This window comes from Rhizobium sp. RU35A (assembly GCF_900156005.1).
Taxonomy (GTDB): Bacteria; Pseudomonadota; Alphaproteobacteria; order Rhizobiales; family Rhizobiaceae; genus Neorhizobium; species Neorhizobium straminoryzae.
Window position 1 is genome coordinate 129,842 of record NZ_FTMR01000002.1, and the last position, 14,996, is coordinate 144,837.

Annotated in this window: 14 protein-coding genes; 9 read left to right on the top strand and 5 right to left on the bottom strand. The window is 64.5% G+C overall.

Translation table 11 applies throughout. The features are described 5' to 3' along the window. Positions 1 to 62: 62 nt before the first annotated feature. Positions 63 to 230 carry a hypothetical protein gene (locus F3H95_RS27080; protein ID WP_185969814.1) on the bottom strand — a complete coding sequence of 56 codons (168 nt, stop codon included), beginning with the start codon at positions 228 to 230 and terminating at the stop codon, positions 63 to 65. 215 nt (positions 231 to 445) lie between these two features. Here F3H95_RS27080 and F3H95_RS05230 point away from each other — a divergent pair, with 215 nt between their 5' ends. After that, the gene (locus tag F3H95_RS05230; RefSeq protein WP_149745178.1) at positions 446 to 952 is read left to right on the top strand and encodes a demethoxyubiquinone hydroxylase family protein; all 507 of its coding nucleotides are present in this window, start codon (positions 446 to 448) and stop codon (positions 950 to 952) included. A 49-nt stretch (positions 953 to 1,001) separates the two neighbouring features. On the opposite strand, the gene F3H95_RS05235 is transcribed toward F3H95_RS05230, so the two are convergent. After that, positions 1,002 to 2,588 carry a GumC family protein gene (locus F3H95_RS05235; RefSeq protein ID WP_244617893.1) on the bottom strand — a complete coding sequence of 529 codons (1,587 nt, stop codon included), beginning with the start codon at positions 2,586 to 2,588 and terminating at the stop codon, positions 1,002 to 1,004. A gap of 199 nt (positions 2,589 to 2,787) precedes the next feature. Here F3H95_RS05235 and F3H95_RS05240 point away from each other — a divergent pair, with 199 nt between their 5' ends. From F3H95_RS05240 to F3H95_RS05260, 5 genes are all read left to right on the top strand, one after another. Next, a complete protein-coding gene (locus F3H95_RS05240; RefSeq protein ID WP_348530043.1) occupies positions 2,788 to 4,614 on the top strand; it encodes a sensor histidine kinase in 1,827 nt (608 codons plus the stop codon). A gap of 2 nt (positions 4,615 to 4,616) precedes the next feature. Further along, on the top strand, positions 4,617 to 5,978 hold the full coding sequence (locus F3H95_RS05245; protein WP_143125344.1) for a sigma-54 dependent transcriptional regulator: 1,362 nt from the start codon (positions 4,617 to 4,619) through the stop codon (positions 5,976 to 5,978). Positions 5,979 to 6,187: 209 nt separating this feature from the next. Next, positions 6,188 to 7,171, top strand: coding sequence for a tripartite tricarboxylate transporter substrate-binding protein (locus F3H95_RS05250; RefSeq protein ID WP_143125343.1), 984 nt, complete (start codon positions 6,188 to 6,190; stop codon positions 7,169 to 7,171). A gap of 157 nt (positions 7,172 to 7,328) precedes the next feature. Beyond that, positions 7,329 to 7,790 (top strand): tripartite tricarboxylate transporter TctB family protein, encoded by a 462-nt coding sequence (locus tag F3H95_RS05255; protein ID WP_143125342.1) that lies wholly within the window; start codon positions 7,329 to 7,331, stop codon positions 7,788 to 7,790. A 10-nt stretch (positions 7,791 to 7,800) separates the two neighbouring features. Continuing rightward, a complete protein-coding gene (locus F3H95_RS05260) occupies positions 7,801 to 9,306 on the top strand; it encodes a tripartite tricarboxylate transporter permease (RefSeq protein ID WP_143125341.1) in 1,506 nt (501 codons plus the stop codon). 29 nt (positions 9,307 to 9,335) lie between these two features. Here F3H95_RS05260 and F3H95_RS05265 read toward each other — a convergent pair whose 3' ends face one another. Further along, positions 9,336 to 10,394: a LacI family transcriptional regulator gene (locus F3H95_RS05265; protein WP_149745179.1), complete on the bottom strand. Its 1,059-nt coding sequence runs from the start codon at positions 10,392 to 10,394 to the stop codon at positions 9,336 to 9,338. A gap of 359 nt (positions 10,395 to 10,753) precedes the next feature. Between F3H95_RS05265 and F3H95_RS05270 the strand changes: the two genes are divergently transcribed. The 3 genes from F3H95_RS05270 to F3H95_RS05280 all read left to right on the top strand — a co-directional run bounded on the left by F3H95_RS05270 (position 10,754) and on the right by F3H95_RS05280 (position 14,017). Next, the gene (locus F3H95_RS05270) at positions 10,754 to 10,987 is read left to right on the top strand and encodes a hypothetical protein (RefSeq protein ID WP_244617894.1); all 234 of its coding nucleotides are present in this window, start codon (positions 10,754 to 10,756) and stop codon (positions 10,985 to 10,987) included. Positions 10,988 to 11,155: 168 nt separating this feature from the next. Beyond that, positions 11,156 to 12,844 carry a sensor histidine kinase gene (locus F3H95_RS05275; protein WP_149745180.1) on the top strand — a complete coding sequence of 563 codons (1,689 nt, stop codon included), beginning with the start codon at positions 11,156 to 11,158 and terminating at the stop codon, positions 12,842 to 12,844. A gap of 117 nt (positions 12,845 to 12,961) precedes the next feature. Next, positions 12,962 to 14,017, top strand: coding sequence for a DNA topoisomerase IB (locus F3H95_RS05280; protein WP_149745181.1), 1,056 nt, complete (start codon positions 12,962 to 12,964; stop codon positions 14,015 to 14,017). Positions 14,018 to 14,093: 76 nt separating this feature from the next. On the opposite strand, the gene F3H95_RS05285 is transcribed toward F3H95_RS05280, so the two are convergent. Then, complete coding sequence (locus tag F3H95_RS05285) at positions 14,094 to 14,654, bottom strand: type 1 glutamine amidotransferase domain-containing protein (protein WP_143125337.1); 561 nt, start codon at positions 14,652 to 14,654, stop codon at positions 14,094 to 14,096. A 60-nt stretch (positions 14,655 to 14,714) separates the two neighbouring features. Then, on the bottom strand, positions 14,715 to 14,912 hold the full coding sequence (locus F3H95_RS05290; RefSeq protein WP_143125336.1) for a hypothetical protein: 198 nt from the start codon (positions 14,910 to 14,912) through the stop codon (positions 14,715 to 14,717). Between the last annotated feature and the right edge of the window lie 84 nt (positions 14,913 to 14,996).

The window sequence follows — 14,996 nt, forward strand, 5'->3', positions numbered from 1 at the left end:
GCCAAAGCGTGCGTCGGGTTCCCACCCGCCCACGTGGTCTCATCGAGGGTCAGGGATCGCTGTCAGGCATCGGGGAGGAAATGCGCTGGCGGCTCGCGCGTCTCGTCGGGGTTCGGCACCGGCATCTCGTCCGGCAAAAGGTCCGGTTCCGGTTCCTCGACCGGCGGCTCGGGTCGCCAGACGGGAGAGGGCATGGGCGGCTGTTCGCTCGGATCGCGGGGATCGGACATCGGGGGCTCCTGTGGTCTCTGCCGGTAACGATCCAACCGGTACAGGCAGGAAACGTTCCCGCCCGATGCGGATGATGAGCCAGGTCAAGGCAGGTTCGTGCGAGCAGCGCAGGATCCTGCGCGACAGGGAACCGTGGGGCCGACCGGTCCGTTTTCAGTCACTTACGGCCGGTGTCGCAGGACAGGCCGAACCGCTGACGGAAGGAGCCATCACCATGACCCATGCGATCGTTCATTTCCGGGATTGGCTGCGTGATGCGCATGCCATGGAGGTTCAAGCCATCGCACTTCTGAGCGCACAGATCGCACGCATCGAGAACTATCCCGAGCTTCGGGAGCGACTGGAGCTGCATCTTGCGCAAACGGAAGGGCATGCATCGGCATTGCAGTCCCTTTTGGAGCGTGCGCAGGACTCCCCCTCGATGCTTCGCGACGTCGCAGGACGGGTCACGGCTGCGGCCCAGGGCATGAGCGGCATCATGGCCTCCGACGAGGTGGTGAAGGCAACCATCGCCGCCTATGGCTTCGAACACGCCGAAATCGCGCGTTATCTCGTCCTGATTGCCGCAGCCGACGAATTGGGTGACACGGAGGCGGTCGACGTCTTCCGGAGGATTCTGGCGGAAGAACAGGTCATGGCGGACTGGCTTGCCCTGCATCTCGACGTGGTGACCCGGCTCTATCTGGTGCGGGATGAGCGGGACCTTCTGTCCAAGCGCTGAAAACGAAGGTCCGGATCCAGTTGGTCGAAAGGCGCGGGCCTGCGCTTGTTCACTGCCGGTTTGCGGCCATCGGCGGGGCCGGCAGCGCGTGGCGCCAGAGACCGAGCGTGAGTGCCAGCATCAGACCGAGCAGTGCCCCGATCACGAGGCCGGCCGGAGCGAGGATTGCCGCCCCCGGTGGCCAGCTCTTCGTCTGCGGCGGCACGGCCTCTGAGATAACCTGCACATTGCTGGTATCGATCTGCTGACGCTCGGCGATCTGGTGGGTGCGGGCCAGATAGGTTTCGTAGACGGAGGCGCGGGCGCGGGCGTCGCGTTCCAGTTCCCGCAGGGTCACCTGCGCATCATTGTCGGTGAAGACGGTCGCGCGCTCGTCATTCGCCTTGTCCTTGAGCCCATTCAGGCTGCTGCGAGCCTGATCGGCCTCGGCCGTGGCGGCGGCAAGAATGCGCTGCGCTTCTTCGGTCATCGCCCGTTCCACGGTGGCGCGTTCGGTCTGAAGGCTGACCAGCCGGGGATGGCGCGCGCCATAGATGAGCGACAGCGCACTGACCTGCTGGTCGAGCCCCGTATAGCTCGCCCGCAGCGCCGTCATGGTCGCGGAATCGAAGAGGGCGTCGCTGGCAAGACGACGCGCGGCCAGAGCCGCCCGCATCTGGTCAGCCCGTGCCTCCGCCTGGATCAGGCGCTGCTGGGCGTCCAGCACCTGCGCATCCAGCGTGCTCGCCTTGCGGGTAGAGGTCAGTTCGCCCTGCGCCTCCTGAAGGCCCTTCTGGCGCTTGAAGCTTTCGACACGCTCTTCTGCTTGCGTGACGGAGCGGCGCAGTTCCTCCAGCCGGCCATTGATGGTGGATGCCAGCCGCCCCGCGCTGTCGGCCGCACTTTCGAACAGTTTTGCCTCGAAGGCCCGGACGACGGCCTTCGCGAGTTCGACGGATTTTTCCGGATTGCCGCTCCAGACGGACACCGTCACCACGAAGGAGGTCGCATCGCGCGTTGCCGTCACGCGCCGCTCCAGCGTCCTGAGCACCGCAAGCTCCCGGTCTTCTGCCGTGGGCTGCGACGAGAGCAGGCCAGACAGGATGCCTGGCCTGAAGAAGTCCGGATCCTGCGTGAGGTTAAGATCCTGGATCACCTGCTGCAGCACCTTGCCGGAGGTCAGCATGCGCAGCTTGCTCTCCACCTCCATCTGCTGGGTGTCGCGTTGCGGGCTGGCGGCAAACACGTCGTCGGCCACCAGGTTGAGGTTCGAGGGGTTGATGACGATCTCGGTGGAGGCCGTGAAGCGGGCCGGCGTCGTCAGGGCATAGGCAAGGGCCGTGACCAGACCAAGCACGGCACAGATGGCAATCAGGCGCTGGCCGCGATGCAGCATGCTGAGGAGATCGGCAGCGCCGATGGAGGAGAGGCGCTGAAAGGCCCCGGCAAGCCGGACCTCCAGCGGATCGGCGGCAGGACGTGCGGCATGCAGGCCTGAGGGCGACGACGTGGCAGCTGCGCCCGATACACCGGGGGCTTGGCTGCGCGCTGTCGCTTCGGGCGGTTCAAGCGTGTGGTCGAGCAGCGAACGCATCGCACGGACGCCACCGGAAGCCGGGGCATCCGCCAGTCTTGCAGGCTCCACGGGCCGATACATCCGTTCCTCCTTGGCAGTCCGCTGCCCTCACACCACCCGCAGGGCAGGCCATGCGCACCAGGTCCCGCAGCATTAGGTCTTGCGCATGAAGGTTCGGTTAATCGATGCCTGAGAGAGCTTGGGGGATCCTTCGCTGGCTCTTGAGTTGTGCGGCGAGATCGGATCAACTGGCGGCGGCCTCGGGGGAGGAGCGCCGCGGGTGAAAAAGCAGTTTCTCACAGCTTTGGGCAGTCTGGTCGTCATCGGCATCCTGTTTGCCGTCTATGGCAGCCCCATTATCGAGCGGCGCTACCTGAAGGAAGCAGAGGTGCAGGGTGCCACCACGCTGCGCCTTGCAGTCGCCGCTCTCGACGGCCATCTGCGGCGTTTCGAACCGCTGCCGGCACTGATTGCCGACCAGCCGGCCATCGAGGCACTGATCCAGTCCCCCGATGATCCGGTGCTACGTCATGCGACCAACCTCTATCTGAGCGGCATCAACGCGCTTTTGAAATCCTCCGACATCTACATGATGACGATGGATGGCGAGACGATCGCCGCCAGCAATTACGATCTGCCGACCAGTTTCATCGGCCAGAATTTCAGCTACCGCCCCTATTTCCAGGAGGCGGCGGCCGGCGCGCAGGCGCGGTTCTATGCACTCGGAACAACTTCGGCCCGACGCGGCTACTATTTCTCCTCGCCCATCGAGATCGGCGGTCGCATCCTCGGGGTGATCGTCTTCAAGGTGGATATCGACACGATCGAGGCTTCCTGGGTCGGCGGCGATTCCCGCATCTTCGTCTCCGATCCGGAAGGCATCATCTTCATGACCGGCACGCCGGAATGGCTCTACAGCGCCATCCTGCCGCTGACGCCGGAGAGGCTGGCGCGCACCCGCGCCTCGCGCCGCTATTCCGATGCCATTCTGCGCGAGCTGCCGGTGGCCGAGCGGCAGGATGACGGCCACCGCCTGCTGACGGTGACGGATCCGGGCGGCGCGCGCGAATATCTGGCGACGTCGCAGCCGATGCCGCAGGCAGGCTGGACGGTGACGGTGCTGACGGACACGGCCTCCGCCCGCGCCCAGGCCCAGACGGCCGTCGTTGTTGCGCTCCTTTCGCTCTGCCTTGCCGGCCTTGGTCTTGCAATCCTGATGCAGCGGCGCGCGCGTCTCGCCGAGCGGCTGCACCTGCAGGCGGAGGCGCGCGAGGAGCTGGAGCGACGCGTGGAGGAGCGTACTGCCGACCTTGCCCGCGTCAACCATCGCATCGAGGAGGAGATCGCCGAGCGGCGCCTGACGGAGCAGCAACTGCGCCAGACCCAGGCCGACCTCATCCAGGCTGGCAAGCTTGCCGGTCTCGGCCAGATGTCGGCGGCACTGTCGCACGAGTTCAACCAGCCGCTCGCTGCCGCCAAGACCTATGCCGACAGTGCCGCCGTGCTGATGGAGCGTGGCCGGCTGGAGGAGGCGAGTGACAATGTGCGGCGCATTTCCGCGCTGATCGATCGCATGGCCTCGATCTCCCGCCACCTGCGCAATTTCGCCCGCAAGCCCAACGAAAAACTGGGGCCGGTGGCGCTGGACGAGGTGATCCGCGATACGCTGGAGATCGTCGCGGCGCGCCTCAAGACGGCTGATGCCGCTCTGGTCATCGCGATGGAGGAGCCGCCGCCTTTGGTGAAGGCCGGTTCCGTGCGACTGCAGCAGGTGCTGGTCAATATTATCACCAATGCCGCCGATGCCGTCGAGGGGCTGCCGGAGCGCCGCATCGATCTTGCCGTGCGTCGCGAAGCGGGGCGCGTCGTGCTTCTGGTCCGCGATCGCGGCCCCGGCGTGCCGGCTGCCATCCGGGAACGCATCTTCGATCCCTTCTTCACCACCAAAGGTATCGGCAAGGGCTTGGGTCTCGGCCTCTCCATCTCCTATAACATCGTCAAGGATTTCGGCGGCAGCCTCAGTGTCGATGAGCATCCGGAGGGGGGCGCCCTGTTCCGGATCGAACTGGAAGAGGTTGCAGCCGAGGTGGGGCAGGCGGCGGAGTAGGCATGCAGCGGGTTCTTTTGGTGGATGACGAGGAGGAGCTGCGGCGCTCCACGGCGCAGGCGCTGGAGCTGTCCGGCCTGTCGGTGCAGACGCTGGCCAGCGCCGACCATGTGCTGGAACTGATCGGTTATGCTTTCGATGGCGTCGTGGTCAGCGATATCCGCATGCCCGGCATCGATGGCATGACTCTGATGCAGCGCATCCGCGAGCTGGATGCGGAGATCCCCGTCATTCTCGTCACCGGTCATGGCGATGTGCAGCTGGCCGTCAAGGCCATGCGCGAGGGCGCCTATGACTTCATCGAAAAACCCTTCACCATGCCGCATCTGGCCGGGGTCATCCGCCGCGCGCTCGACCGGCGCGGGCTGGTGCTGGAAAACCGGCGCCTGAGAGCCGTCGCCGGCAAGCGCGACGACGTGGAAAGCCGGCTGCCCGGCCGCACCCAGCTGATGGTCGACCTGCGCTACCAGATCCGTGCGATTGGCGCGGCGGACGCCGATACGCTTGTCATCGGCGAAACCGGCGTCGGCAAGGAGGTGGTGGCGCGTGCGCTGCATGATGTGAGCCCGCGTGCCAACCGGCCCTTCATCGCCATCAACTGCGCGGCGCTGCCGGAAAACCTGATCGAAAGCGAGCTGTTCGGTCACGAGGCCGGCGCCTTTCCCGGCGCGCTGCGGCCGCGCTACGGCAAGTTCGAGCACGGCCGTGGCGGCACCATCCTGCTCGACGAGATCGGCTCGCTGCCGTTCGACCTGCAGGCAAAGTTCCTGCGCGTGCTGCAGGAGCGGGTGATCACGCGGCTCGGCTCCAACGAGACGGTCGGTCTCGACGTGCGCTTCATCGCCACCAGCAAGGTGGATCTCGAGGCCGAGGTTCAGGCCGGCCGGTTCCGCGCCGACCTGCTCTACCGTCTGAACGTCGCGACACTGCGCGTGCCTTCGCTTGCCCAAAGGCGGGCGGATATTCCGCTGCTCTTCCTGCAGCTGGTCAGGGAAGCCTGCGCGCGCTATGGCCGCGACGATATCGAGGTGCCGCAGGAGGTGGTGGCTTCGGTGGCCCAGAAGGACTGGCCGGGCAATGTGCGCGAGCTGCGCAATGCTGCCGACCGCCTGGTGCTCGGCCTCGACATGCGCCCGGGCGATGGCGGCGCGCTGGTCAAGCCCGAAAGCGGCCGCCTGGCGGACCGCGTTGCGGCCTTCGAGCGCAACATCATCGCGAGTGCCATCGCCGCCCATGGTGGTGCCCTGAAGCCCGTCTACGAACAGTTGGGAATCAGCCGCAAGACGCTCTACGAAAAGATGCAGAAATACGGTCTCGACAAGAAGCTCCTGTCGCCGGAAAGCCTGCGGGAGCTGGAGGAGTAAGTATCGGATTTTGAAATGGGTGGAATTCCACCCGCTCCGGCTGCGCGATGTTTCGAAATCCACCCATGTGCACCGCAAAAGCCGCAGGTCTCGCCTCGTCATGGTTCCGGCATGATTGCGAAAACGCGGGCGCCCGAGACAGATGAACCCACCAGGTTGCCCGGGAGGAGCCGCGGCGACCGGCTTGGTTTCATCTGAGGAGGATGTCGATGAAATTCTTCAAGGCTCTTGCCTGCGCGACCGCCGTCGCAGCCGTTGCCCTTTCGTCCACGGTGGCGTCCGCCGCCGGCTATCCCGAGCGTTCGATCACCATGATCGTTCCCTTCTCGGCGGGTGGCCCCACAGATACGGTGTCCCGCCTCGTGGCCGAAGCCATGTCGAAGGATCTCGGCCAGCAGATCATCATTGAAAATGTCGGCGGTGCCGGCGGCACGCTGGGGGCCGGTCGCGTCGCCAATGCGGAACCGGATGGCTACACGGTGCTGCTGCACCATATCGGCATGGCCACCAGCGCCACGCTCTATCGCAAGCTTGCCTATGACACGCTGAAGTCCTTCGAATATGTCGGTCTCGTTACCGACGTGCCGATGACGATCGTGGCACGCAAGGACATGGAAGCCAAGGACCTCAAGGGTCTGATCGACTATGCCAAGACCCACAAGGACACGGTGACGGTGGCCAATGCCGGCATCGGTGCGGCCTCGCATCTGTGCGGCATGCTGTTCATGAGCGCCATCCAGACCGCGCTCGTCACCGTTCCCTACAAGGGTACGGGGCCTGCCATGACCGATCTTCTCGGCGGGCAGGTGGACATCATGTGCGACCAGACCACCAACACCACCAAGCAGATCCAGGGCGGCACGATCAAGGCCTATGCGGTCACCTCGCCGAAGCGCCTCGATGTGCTGAAGGATGTGCCGACGGCCGTCGAGGCCGGCTTGGCCGGCTTCGAGGTCGGCATCTGGCATGGCATCTACGCGCCGAAGGGCACGCCGGCGGCCGTGACCGAACGCCTCTCCAAGGCGCTGAAGGTGGCACTGAAGGATCCGAATGTCGCTGCCCGCTTTGCCGAACTTGGCACCGCACCCTCGCCGGAAGCCGATGCCACCCCGGCTGCGCTGAAGGCCAAGCTGGAAAGCGAGATCGCCCGCTGGAAGCCGGTGATCCAGTCCGCTGGCCAGTACGCCGACTGAGCCATGCCTCAGGGCCTGCATCACGGGATGCGGGCCCTTTCCGTATCTGCTGCCGCACCCTGCGGCAAACAGCGGATTGCGGCGGAAACCGTGCACCAAGCCTTGGTCACGGCGCAGGCGGCGAGGGGCCGCACCTCAGACATTTTCGAGGGGAACCATGAAATCGATCACAATCGACAAGACCAATGCGCTCTGCGGCGCGATCTTTGTTCTGTTCGGCATATTCTTTGCGCTCCAGTCGCTCGATCTGACGATCGGCACTGCCTTCCGCATGGGGCCGGGCTATTTTCCGCTGGTGCTGGCGGGCGTTCTGATCCTGCTTGGGGTGATCATCATCGTGCAGGCGTTCCGCAGCCTGCATGAAGGCGTGGGGCCGATCGCCTGGCGCGGCCTCCTCTTCATCCTGCCTTCTGCCATCTTCTTCGGCATGACGGTGCGCGGTCTGGGTTTTGTGCCGGCGCTGTTTGCGACGGCTTTCATCGCCTCCTTCGCCTCCTCGCGCATGACGCCGCTGATGGCGGCCCTGTTGTCTGCCGGTCTGACGGTCTTCTCCGTCGCAGTGTTCAGCTACGGTCTCGGCCTGCCCTTCCGCAGTTTTGGCCCCTGGCTCGGTTTCTAGGAGGTCGATCATGGAACTTTTTCACAATCTCGCGCTCGGCTTTTCCACGGCTTCGTCACTCGCCAACCTCTTCTTCTGCCTGATCGGGGTGCTGCTCGGCACGCTGATCGGCGTTCTGCCCGGTATCGGCGCAACGGCCACCATTGCCATGCTGCTGCCGATCACCTTCCAGCTGGAGCCGGTCTCCTCGCTCATCATGCTGGCCGGGATCTATTACGGCGCCCAGTATGGTGGTTCGACCACGGCCATCCTCATCAACATGCCCGGTGAAAGCTCGTCCGCCGTCACCGCCATCGACGGATACCAGATGGCCCGCAAGGGCAGGGCAGGAGCAGCCCTTGCCATTGCCGCACTCGGCTCCTTCTTTGCCGGCACGGTCTCGACCTTCCTGGTTGCCGTTTTCGCGCCGCCGCTCACCAAGATCGCGCTGGAATTCGGGGCTGCCGAATATTTCTCGCTGATGGTGGTCGGCCTCGTCTCTTCCATTGCACTCGCCTCCGGTTCCATCGTGAAAGCGCTTGCCATGGTGGTGCTCGGCCTGCTGCTTGGTCTTGTCGGTACCGATATCTATTCCGGTGCACCGCGCTTCACGCTCGGCATCCGTGAATATGCCGACGGCTTGAACTTCGTGGCAGTCGCCGTCGGCGTTTTCGGTATCGCCGAAATCCTGCGCAACCTCGAGGGCGAGAAGAACCGTACCGTTCTCATCACCAAGGTCACCGGCCTTCTTCCGACCCGCGACGACTTCCGCAAGATGTTTGCGCCTGTGGTCCGCGGCACCATCATCGGTTCGGCGCTCGGTATCCTGCCGGGTGGCGGCGCCATTCTGGCGGCCTTCGCCTCCTACACGGTGGAGAAGCGCGTCTCCAAGACCCCGCAGGAATTCGGCCATGGGGCGATCGCCGGTGTTGCGGGGCCTGAATCGGCCAACAATGCCGGCGCGCAGACCTCGTTCATCCCGCTTCTGACGCTCGGCATTCCCGCCAATCCCGTCATGGCGCTGATGGTCGGCGCGATGATCATTCAGGGCATCGTGCCGGGGCCGAACGTCGCGACCGAGCAGCCGGCGCTGTTCTGGGGCATCATCGCCTCGATGTGGATCGGCAATCTGATGCTGGTCGTTCTCAACCTGCCGCTGATCGGGCTGTGGGTGAAGCTGCTGACGATCCCCTACTACGTTCTCTTCCCGATCATCATGGCCTTCTGCTCGATCGGGGTCTACAGCGTCAATTCCAACGTCTATGATCTCTATGCGGTCGCCTTCTTCGGCTTCCTCGGCTACGCGCTGGTGAAGTTGCGCTGTGAGCCGGCGCCGCTTCTGCTCGGCTTTGTGCTCGGGCCGCTGCTGGAGGAAAACCTGCGCCGCGCCATGATCCTGTCACGCGGCGATCCGTCCACCTTTGTGACGCGCCCGATCAGCGCCACTCTTCTGGCGATTGCCCTCGTCGTGCTCGTTGTGGTGCTTTTGCCCAGCATCCGCGCCAAGCGCGAGGAAGTGTTCCAGGACGAGGAGTAATCCTCGTCGCGGAGACGTTGGGGGACGTCTCAGAAGCCGGTCACGGTCTGCAGATATTGCAGTTCCGTGACCGGCTTTTTTTCCGCAATGCGCTTCAGCAGGAGTTCGCCCAGCAGGCGGCCAGCCTCGGTCAGATTCTCGCTGATGGTCGGGATGCGCGGCCTTACCTGATCGAACAGGCCGGACGTCTGCTTGGTCACGATATGAACATCCTGCCCAAGTTGAAGGCCGTGGTCATAGGCGGCGGCCATCACGGCCATGGCGATCACCTCGCCACCGCAGACGACGCCGTCCGGCCGGTCCGGTCGGGAAAACAGATCGAAGAAGCGGTCGCGGATTGCATCCGACTTGCTGTCCAGCGTCACGTCCTGCGGGATCGCGTAGGCCAGGCCCTCCTCGCGGATCGCAGTCATGAAGCCGTGGCGCATGTGATGAGCAAAGGTGAAGACGGGCGGCGGCAGGATGATCGCGAGCTTGCGGCATCCATTCGCCGTCAGCCGGCGCGCGGCATGATAGGCGAAGGCATAGTTGTCGTAATCCACGTAGGGATGCGGCGTCGCAAGCTCCGTGCGGCCATGGCAGATGAAGGGAAAATCGCTTTCCAGCAGCATCTTCACCCGTTCGTCCAGTGGCTCGGTGCGGGTGAAGATCACCCCGTCGGCGGTGCGATTGCGCAGGATGTGCGCCACGGGCTCGACCTGCGGCCGATCGGAGAAATGCGGCGTGATGACCAGATGGTAGGGCGTGTCGCGCAGCGCCTCCGTCACCCCATTGATCATCGAGGTGGCATAGCCGAGGATTTCTTCGTGCGGATCGAGAATGAGACTGATCACATTGGTGCGCCCGGTGCGCAGGCGCTGGGCGGCGCGGTCCGGCATATAGCCGATCTCGCGTGCCACCTGCGACACCCGCATGCGGGTCTCCAGCGCGATCTGCACGTCGCCTGACAGGGCGCGCGACACGGTGGTGACGGCAAGGCCCGTCAGCCCGGCAATCGTTCTCAGTGTTGGCTTGGCCCTGCCGGGCGGTCCCATCATGGCCTCATGCCCGGACGTGCCCTTGCCGGGCCCGCTCTCCTCACGCGTCATCGATCATGCCTCCCCGCGAGGTCTCCCCACCTTGCGACATAAATCGATACACACCACATTTTCGCGTCCGGCGGAATCCCTTTCAGAGGATTTTCCATAATTATTTCAGCACTCTACCTGACGGTGTGGCGCATGAAAAATATTCCATGGCCGCGTTGGCGTCGTGTCGATTTGTATCGTTATAAATTCCATCTCCGGAGAAACGCCCTGATCTTCAGGAGGTTTCTCAACGAACATTCGCTCTATCGACCCTCGCGCGGCGGGACGATGTCTCGCGCCGCGGGCGGGAACATTCCCGTATCCGGCCTGTTGTCGGGATACGGACCCTCCGGGCCGCGCCACAAACCAGGGAGGCAATCATGCGCAAGGATATGCCGAAGGGGCCCGAAGCCGGGCAGCCGAAAAGGGACGCGGCCGGACAGTTTGCCGAAAGCCAGGCGGACCGCCGGGCAAGCGGCGTTGCGGCCGCCAAACCGACCGTCATCACGCATTCCGAGGACAGCACGGCCCACACTGTGCCCCCTGGCGCGGACAATCCCTCGCAGCCGGAGCCCGGTGAGCGCCGCTGGAGCCGATCGGAACGCTCCGACTGACACGGTGCCGTGTCGGCGTGACGGACTGCCGTCAGATCACCGCTTGGTTCCATATCGGAAATCAGATAGAAGCGTGCATGCATCGACGTGTGGAGAAGGGGCGGAACGTCATGAAGGCATCGGCCTTGCCCGATTTCGGGGCATTCCTGCCCGCACGGACCGGCTGACATGAAATTCCCGACGCGGATCTTTCCAACGGCCTCGATCAGCGTCTATCTCGTGGCGCTGGCCGCCGTCATTGCCTTGCCCCTGATCGCCTTCGTGATCTTCCTGATGCTGCAACTCGAGGCTCAGCAGCGCGACAGCCTCAACGAGGATACGCAGGAAGATGCGATGATGATGGCCGGCACCATCGAGCGCGAGCTGCGCGATGCCGCAACCACCCTGCGCCTGATCGCGACCTCTCCGGAACTGCGTACGGGTGATCTCGCTGCCTTCCATCACCGCACCCAGGCCAGCCTGATGGACAGTCAGCGCTACGTGCTGCTGGTCGATAGAGACGGCAATCAGAAGCTGAATACCCGCGTGCCCTATGGCGAGCCGCTGCAGCGCATGGCCAATCTCGACGGTCTTCGCTCCGTGCTGCAAAGCCGCAGGATCGAGGTGTCCAGCATCTTCTTCGGTGTTACCAGCAAGCGCTGGGTGTTCAATGTGCTGATGCCGCTTCCGCCGGAGCTTGCCCCGGCCGGTGCTGCCCTGATCATCACGCAGAATGCGGAGGACCTGCATCGGCTGATGGGGGCCACCAGTCTTCCGAAAGGCTGGTCCATGGCCGTGCTTGACCAGACGAACCTCGTGGTGGCCTCCACCAGGGCGGCACCGGGTGAACCGGCGCCGATCGCGCCGGAAACGCTCGCCCTGATGTCCGGCGTCAGCGGCACGATCGAGGACGTCGGACGTGGACAGGGCCAGATGTATGGCTATGCCACCCTGCCGGACTGGCCCTGGCGGGTGGTCGTGTGGGGGCCGATCGCCGAGGCGCAGATGGATATCCTGCGGACCTCCCGTTACCTGATCATCGGCAGCCTTCTCATTCTCGCGGCGGGGCTGATGGTGGCCTATCTTGTGGCGCGTCAGATGCGTGGTCCTATCCGCGAGATCGCCGCCATGGCCGACCGGATCGGTCGCGGCGAGATCGTCTCGCCGGTGGAGACGCGCATCACCGAGGCGAACCATATTGCGGTTGCCCTGTCGAACGCTTCCTTCGACCGCAGCGAGGCGGAGGACCGCGTTCATCTCATCATGCATGAGCTGGTGCATCGGACGAAGAACATCATGACGCTGGTGCAGGCCATGATGCGACAGCTGGCCCGGCGGGAAACCTCGATCGAGGCTTTTCAGCAGGCCATCGGCGAGCGGCTGCAAGGGCTCGGCAAGTCCATAGAGATGCTGGCGCAGGAACAATGGGCGGGTGTGCCGATCACCCGTGTTGTCGCCATGCACCTCGAAACCTTCCTCGAAACCCGCAATCGTGTGCGTGTGCAGGGGCCGGATTTCGTGCTGCGGGCTGAGGCGGTGCAGAATCTCGGCCTTGTTCTGCATGAACTCGCGACGAATTCCGTCAAATACGGTGCTCTATCCGCGCCGGAGGGTCGTGTCGATCTCGTCTGGTCGAAAACCGAGGGCGAGGAGCCGGAACTGATCATTTCGTGGCAGGAGCGGAATGGTCCGTCGGTCGCCGCGCCGTCCGCAACAGGCTTCGGCACCACGATCATCAAGCGGCATGCGGCAGCCTCCTTCAGCGGCCAGGTCGAGGTGGACTATGCGATCGAGGGGTTTGTCTGGCGCCTGACTGCGCCGCTGCGGCACTTCGAACGCCCGCTGGCGGAGGTTGGCCGCGATATCCATCACCGCTGACATTGCCTTTGGCGTGTGTTCCGAATCAGGGATGCAGGCGGTCATGCTGCTCTACGGCACAGGTTTGAACGGGCAGGCGGCAGGGAACGAAGGAACGAGCCGCAGCGTTTGGCGGCCATGGATATCACGCAAACCGCCGCGCCCGATGCGCTTGCCCTCTCCAAGGTCGGGCTCACCTATGTCAACGACACGGAACCCGGCATTCGCCGCGAGCGCCGCGGCCGCGGTTTCTGTTTTCGCATGCCGGATGGCACGCTTCTGTGCGAAGGGGCAGACAAGTCCCGCATCCTCTCGCTCGGCCTGCCGCCGGCCTATCAGAATGTCTGGATCTGTCTCGATCCGCGCGGCCATCTGCAGGCCACCGGCTATGATGCGCGCGGCCGCAAGCAGTACCGCTATCACGCCGACTGGCAGAGCTTTCGCAGCGAGCTCAAATACGACCAGATGATCCGCTTCGGCGAGGCGCTGCCCCGCATCCGCCGGCGCGTCCAGCGGGATCTGTCGCTCGGCCTCGACCAGCCGGAAGCGGTGATCGCTGCACTGGTGGCGCTGCTCGACGCCACACATCTGCGTGTCGGCAACCGCGCCTATGCAAAGGAAAACAGGACCTATGGCGCCACCACCCTGCTGAAGCGCCACATGCGGCTCGGCAAGGACGGCGTACAGCTCCGCTTCACCGCCAAGGGCGGCAAGCGCGTGCGTCACACCATCCGTCACCCGCGTCTGCAACGCATCTTCGAGGAGATCGCCGACCTGCCCGGTCGCCAGCTGTTCTCCTGGCCGGACGAGGAGGGCGTGCCGCATCCCGTCGATTCCGGCCGGCTCAACGCCTATCTGGCGGAGGCGGCGGGCCTTGCCATTTCGGCGAAAACCTTCCGCACCTGGGGCGGCAGCCTCGCGGCCTTCGGGGCGGCGCGTCGGGCACGCCTCGATGGCGAGACAATCCGGGTGAAGCTTCTGACCAGGGCCGCCTCGGAAGAATTGCAGAATACCCCGGCAGTCTGCCGCAGCAGCTATATCCATCCGGCGATCCTGTCGCTGGCGGAGGATGTGGCACCGCTCGATGCAGCAAGCGCAATGCCGCTCAAGGCCGGGGCCGATCTCGCCGGCCTGCGGGCGGAGGAACGGCGGCTGCTTTCCTTCCTGATGCAGGCAGCCAAAACCACGGCGTGATCCTGCCACAGAAAAAAGGCCGCCTGCGGGGCGACCTTTCGATGTTGTTCTTCGTGTTGCTCAAGAGGAACCGGCGTCAGGCGGCACGGCGGGCGTGCTTGCCCTCCTGCACTTCCTCGACGATCTTGCTGACGAAGGCCTGCAGATCCTGCGGGGAGCGCGAGGTGATGATGCCCTGGTCCACCACGACCTCCTTGTCCTCCCAGATCGCGCCGGCATTCTTCACGTCGGTGCGGATCGAGTGATAGGAGGTGGCCTTTCGGCCGCGCAGGGCATCGGCTTCCACCAGCAGCCAGGGGCCGTGGCAGACTGCCGCTACGGGCTTGCCGCTGTCGACGAAGGCGCGCACCAGACGCACCGCATCCTCGCTGGTGCGCAGGATGTCCGGATTGATCTGGCCGCCCGGAATGACCAGCGCGTGGTAGTCATCCAGCTTGGCTTCGCCGACCGTCAGATCGACGGTGACGCTGTCGCCCCAGTCCTTGTCGTCCCAGCTCCTGATCTCGCCGGGCTTCAGCGAGGCGATCTTGACGGTGGCGCCACGCTTGCGCAGCTCTTCCAGCGGCACGTGCAGTTCGGAACGCTCATAGCCATCCGTGGCGAGGATCAGAATGCGTGCGGATGTGATGTCTGTCATGCTTGGTCTCCTTTTTCTGTTCGTGCCGAAACCGGCTGGCCGCGTGTTATCTGACCTTCGTCAGAGGCGGCCGCTCGAAAGGTCGCGCCCGTTGATGGAGGCGGGCACGAGCATTTCCTCCTGTGGGGTGCGGGGTAGCGGCAGTTCCACTTTCGCCGGCACCATAACCTGACGCCCCTGCGGGGCTGACCCATGCCTGATGGCGCGGCGTTGAAACCGGCTGATCAGGCTGAGGATCACCTCTTCGACCTTGCGCATCTCACTCCTCCTGTCCTTGGTCTCCCGAGTGACGGCGAGAGGCACTGTCCGGCGGCGTGCCGGACCTGATGTTCTAACCCGTGC

What these genes read in the sequence shown, in the direction of transcription:
- F3H95_RS27080 (WP_185969814.1), bottom strand. Translation starts at nt 230, where the DNA reads ATGTCCGATCCCCGCGATCCGAGCGAACAGCCGCCCATGCCCTCTCCC.
- F3H95_RS05230 (WP_149745178.1), top strand. Translation starts at nt 446, where the DNA reads ATGACCCATGCGATCGTTCATTTCCGGGATTGGCTGCGTGATGCGCAT.
- F3H95_RS05235 (WP_244617893.1), bottom strand. Translation starts at nt 2,588, where the DNA reads ATGTATCGGCCCGTGGAGCCTGCAAGACTGGCGGATGCCCCGGCTTCC.
- F3H95_RS05245 (WP_143125344.1), top strand. Translation starts at nt 4,617, where the DNA reads ATGCAGCGGGTTCTTTTGGTGGATGACGAGGAGGAGCTGCGGCGCTCC.
- F3H95_RS05250 (WP_143125343.1), top strand. Translation starts at nt 6,188, where the DNA reads ATGAAATTCTTCAAGGCTCTTGCCTGCGCGACCGCCGTCGCAGCCGTT.
- F3H95_RS05255 (WP_143125342.1), top strand. Translation starts at nt 7,329, where the DNA reads ATGAAATCGATCACAATCGACAAGACCAATGCGCTCTGCGGCGCGATC.
- F3H95_RS05260 (WP_143125341.1), top strand. Translation starts at nt 7,801, where the DNA reads ATGGAACTTTTTCACAATCTCGCGCTCGGCTTTTCCACGGCTTCGTCA.
- F3H95_RS05265 (WP_149745179.1), bottom strand. Translation starts at nt 10,394, where the DNA reads ATGACGCGTGAGGAGAGCGGGCCCGGCAAGGGCACGTCCGGGCATGAG.
- F3H95_RS05270 (WP_244617894.1), top strand. Translation starts at nt 10,754, where the DNA reads ATGCGCAAGGATATGCCGAAGGGGCCCGAAGCCGGGCAGCCGAAAAGG.
- F3H95_RS05275 (WP_149745180.1), top strand. Translation starts at nt 11,156, where the DNA reads ATGAAATTCCCGACGCGGATCTTTCCAACGGCCTCGATCAGCGTCTAT.
- F3H95_RS05280 (WP_149745181.1), top strand. Translation starts at nt 12,962, where the DNA reads ATGGATATCACGCAAACCGCCGCGCCCGATGCGCTTGCCCTCTCCAAG.
- F3H95_RS05285 (WP_143125337.1), bottom strand. Translation starts at nt 14,654, where the DNA reads ATGACAGACATCACATCCGCACGCATTCTGATCCTCGCCACGGATGGC.
- F3H95_RS05290 (WP_143125336.1), bottom strand. Translation starts at nt 14,912, where the DNA reads ATGCGCAAGGTCGAAGAGGTGATCCTCAGCCTGATCAGCCGGTTTCAA.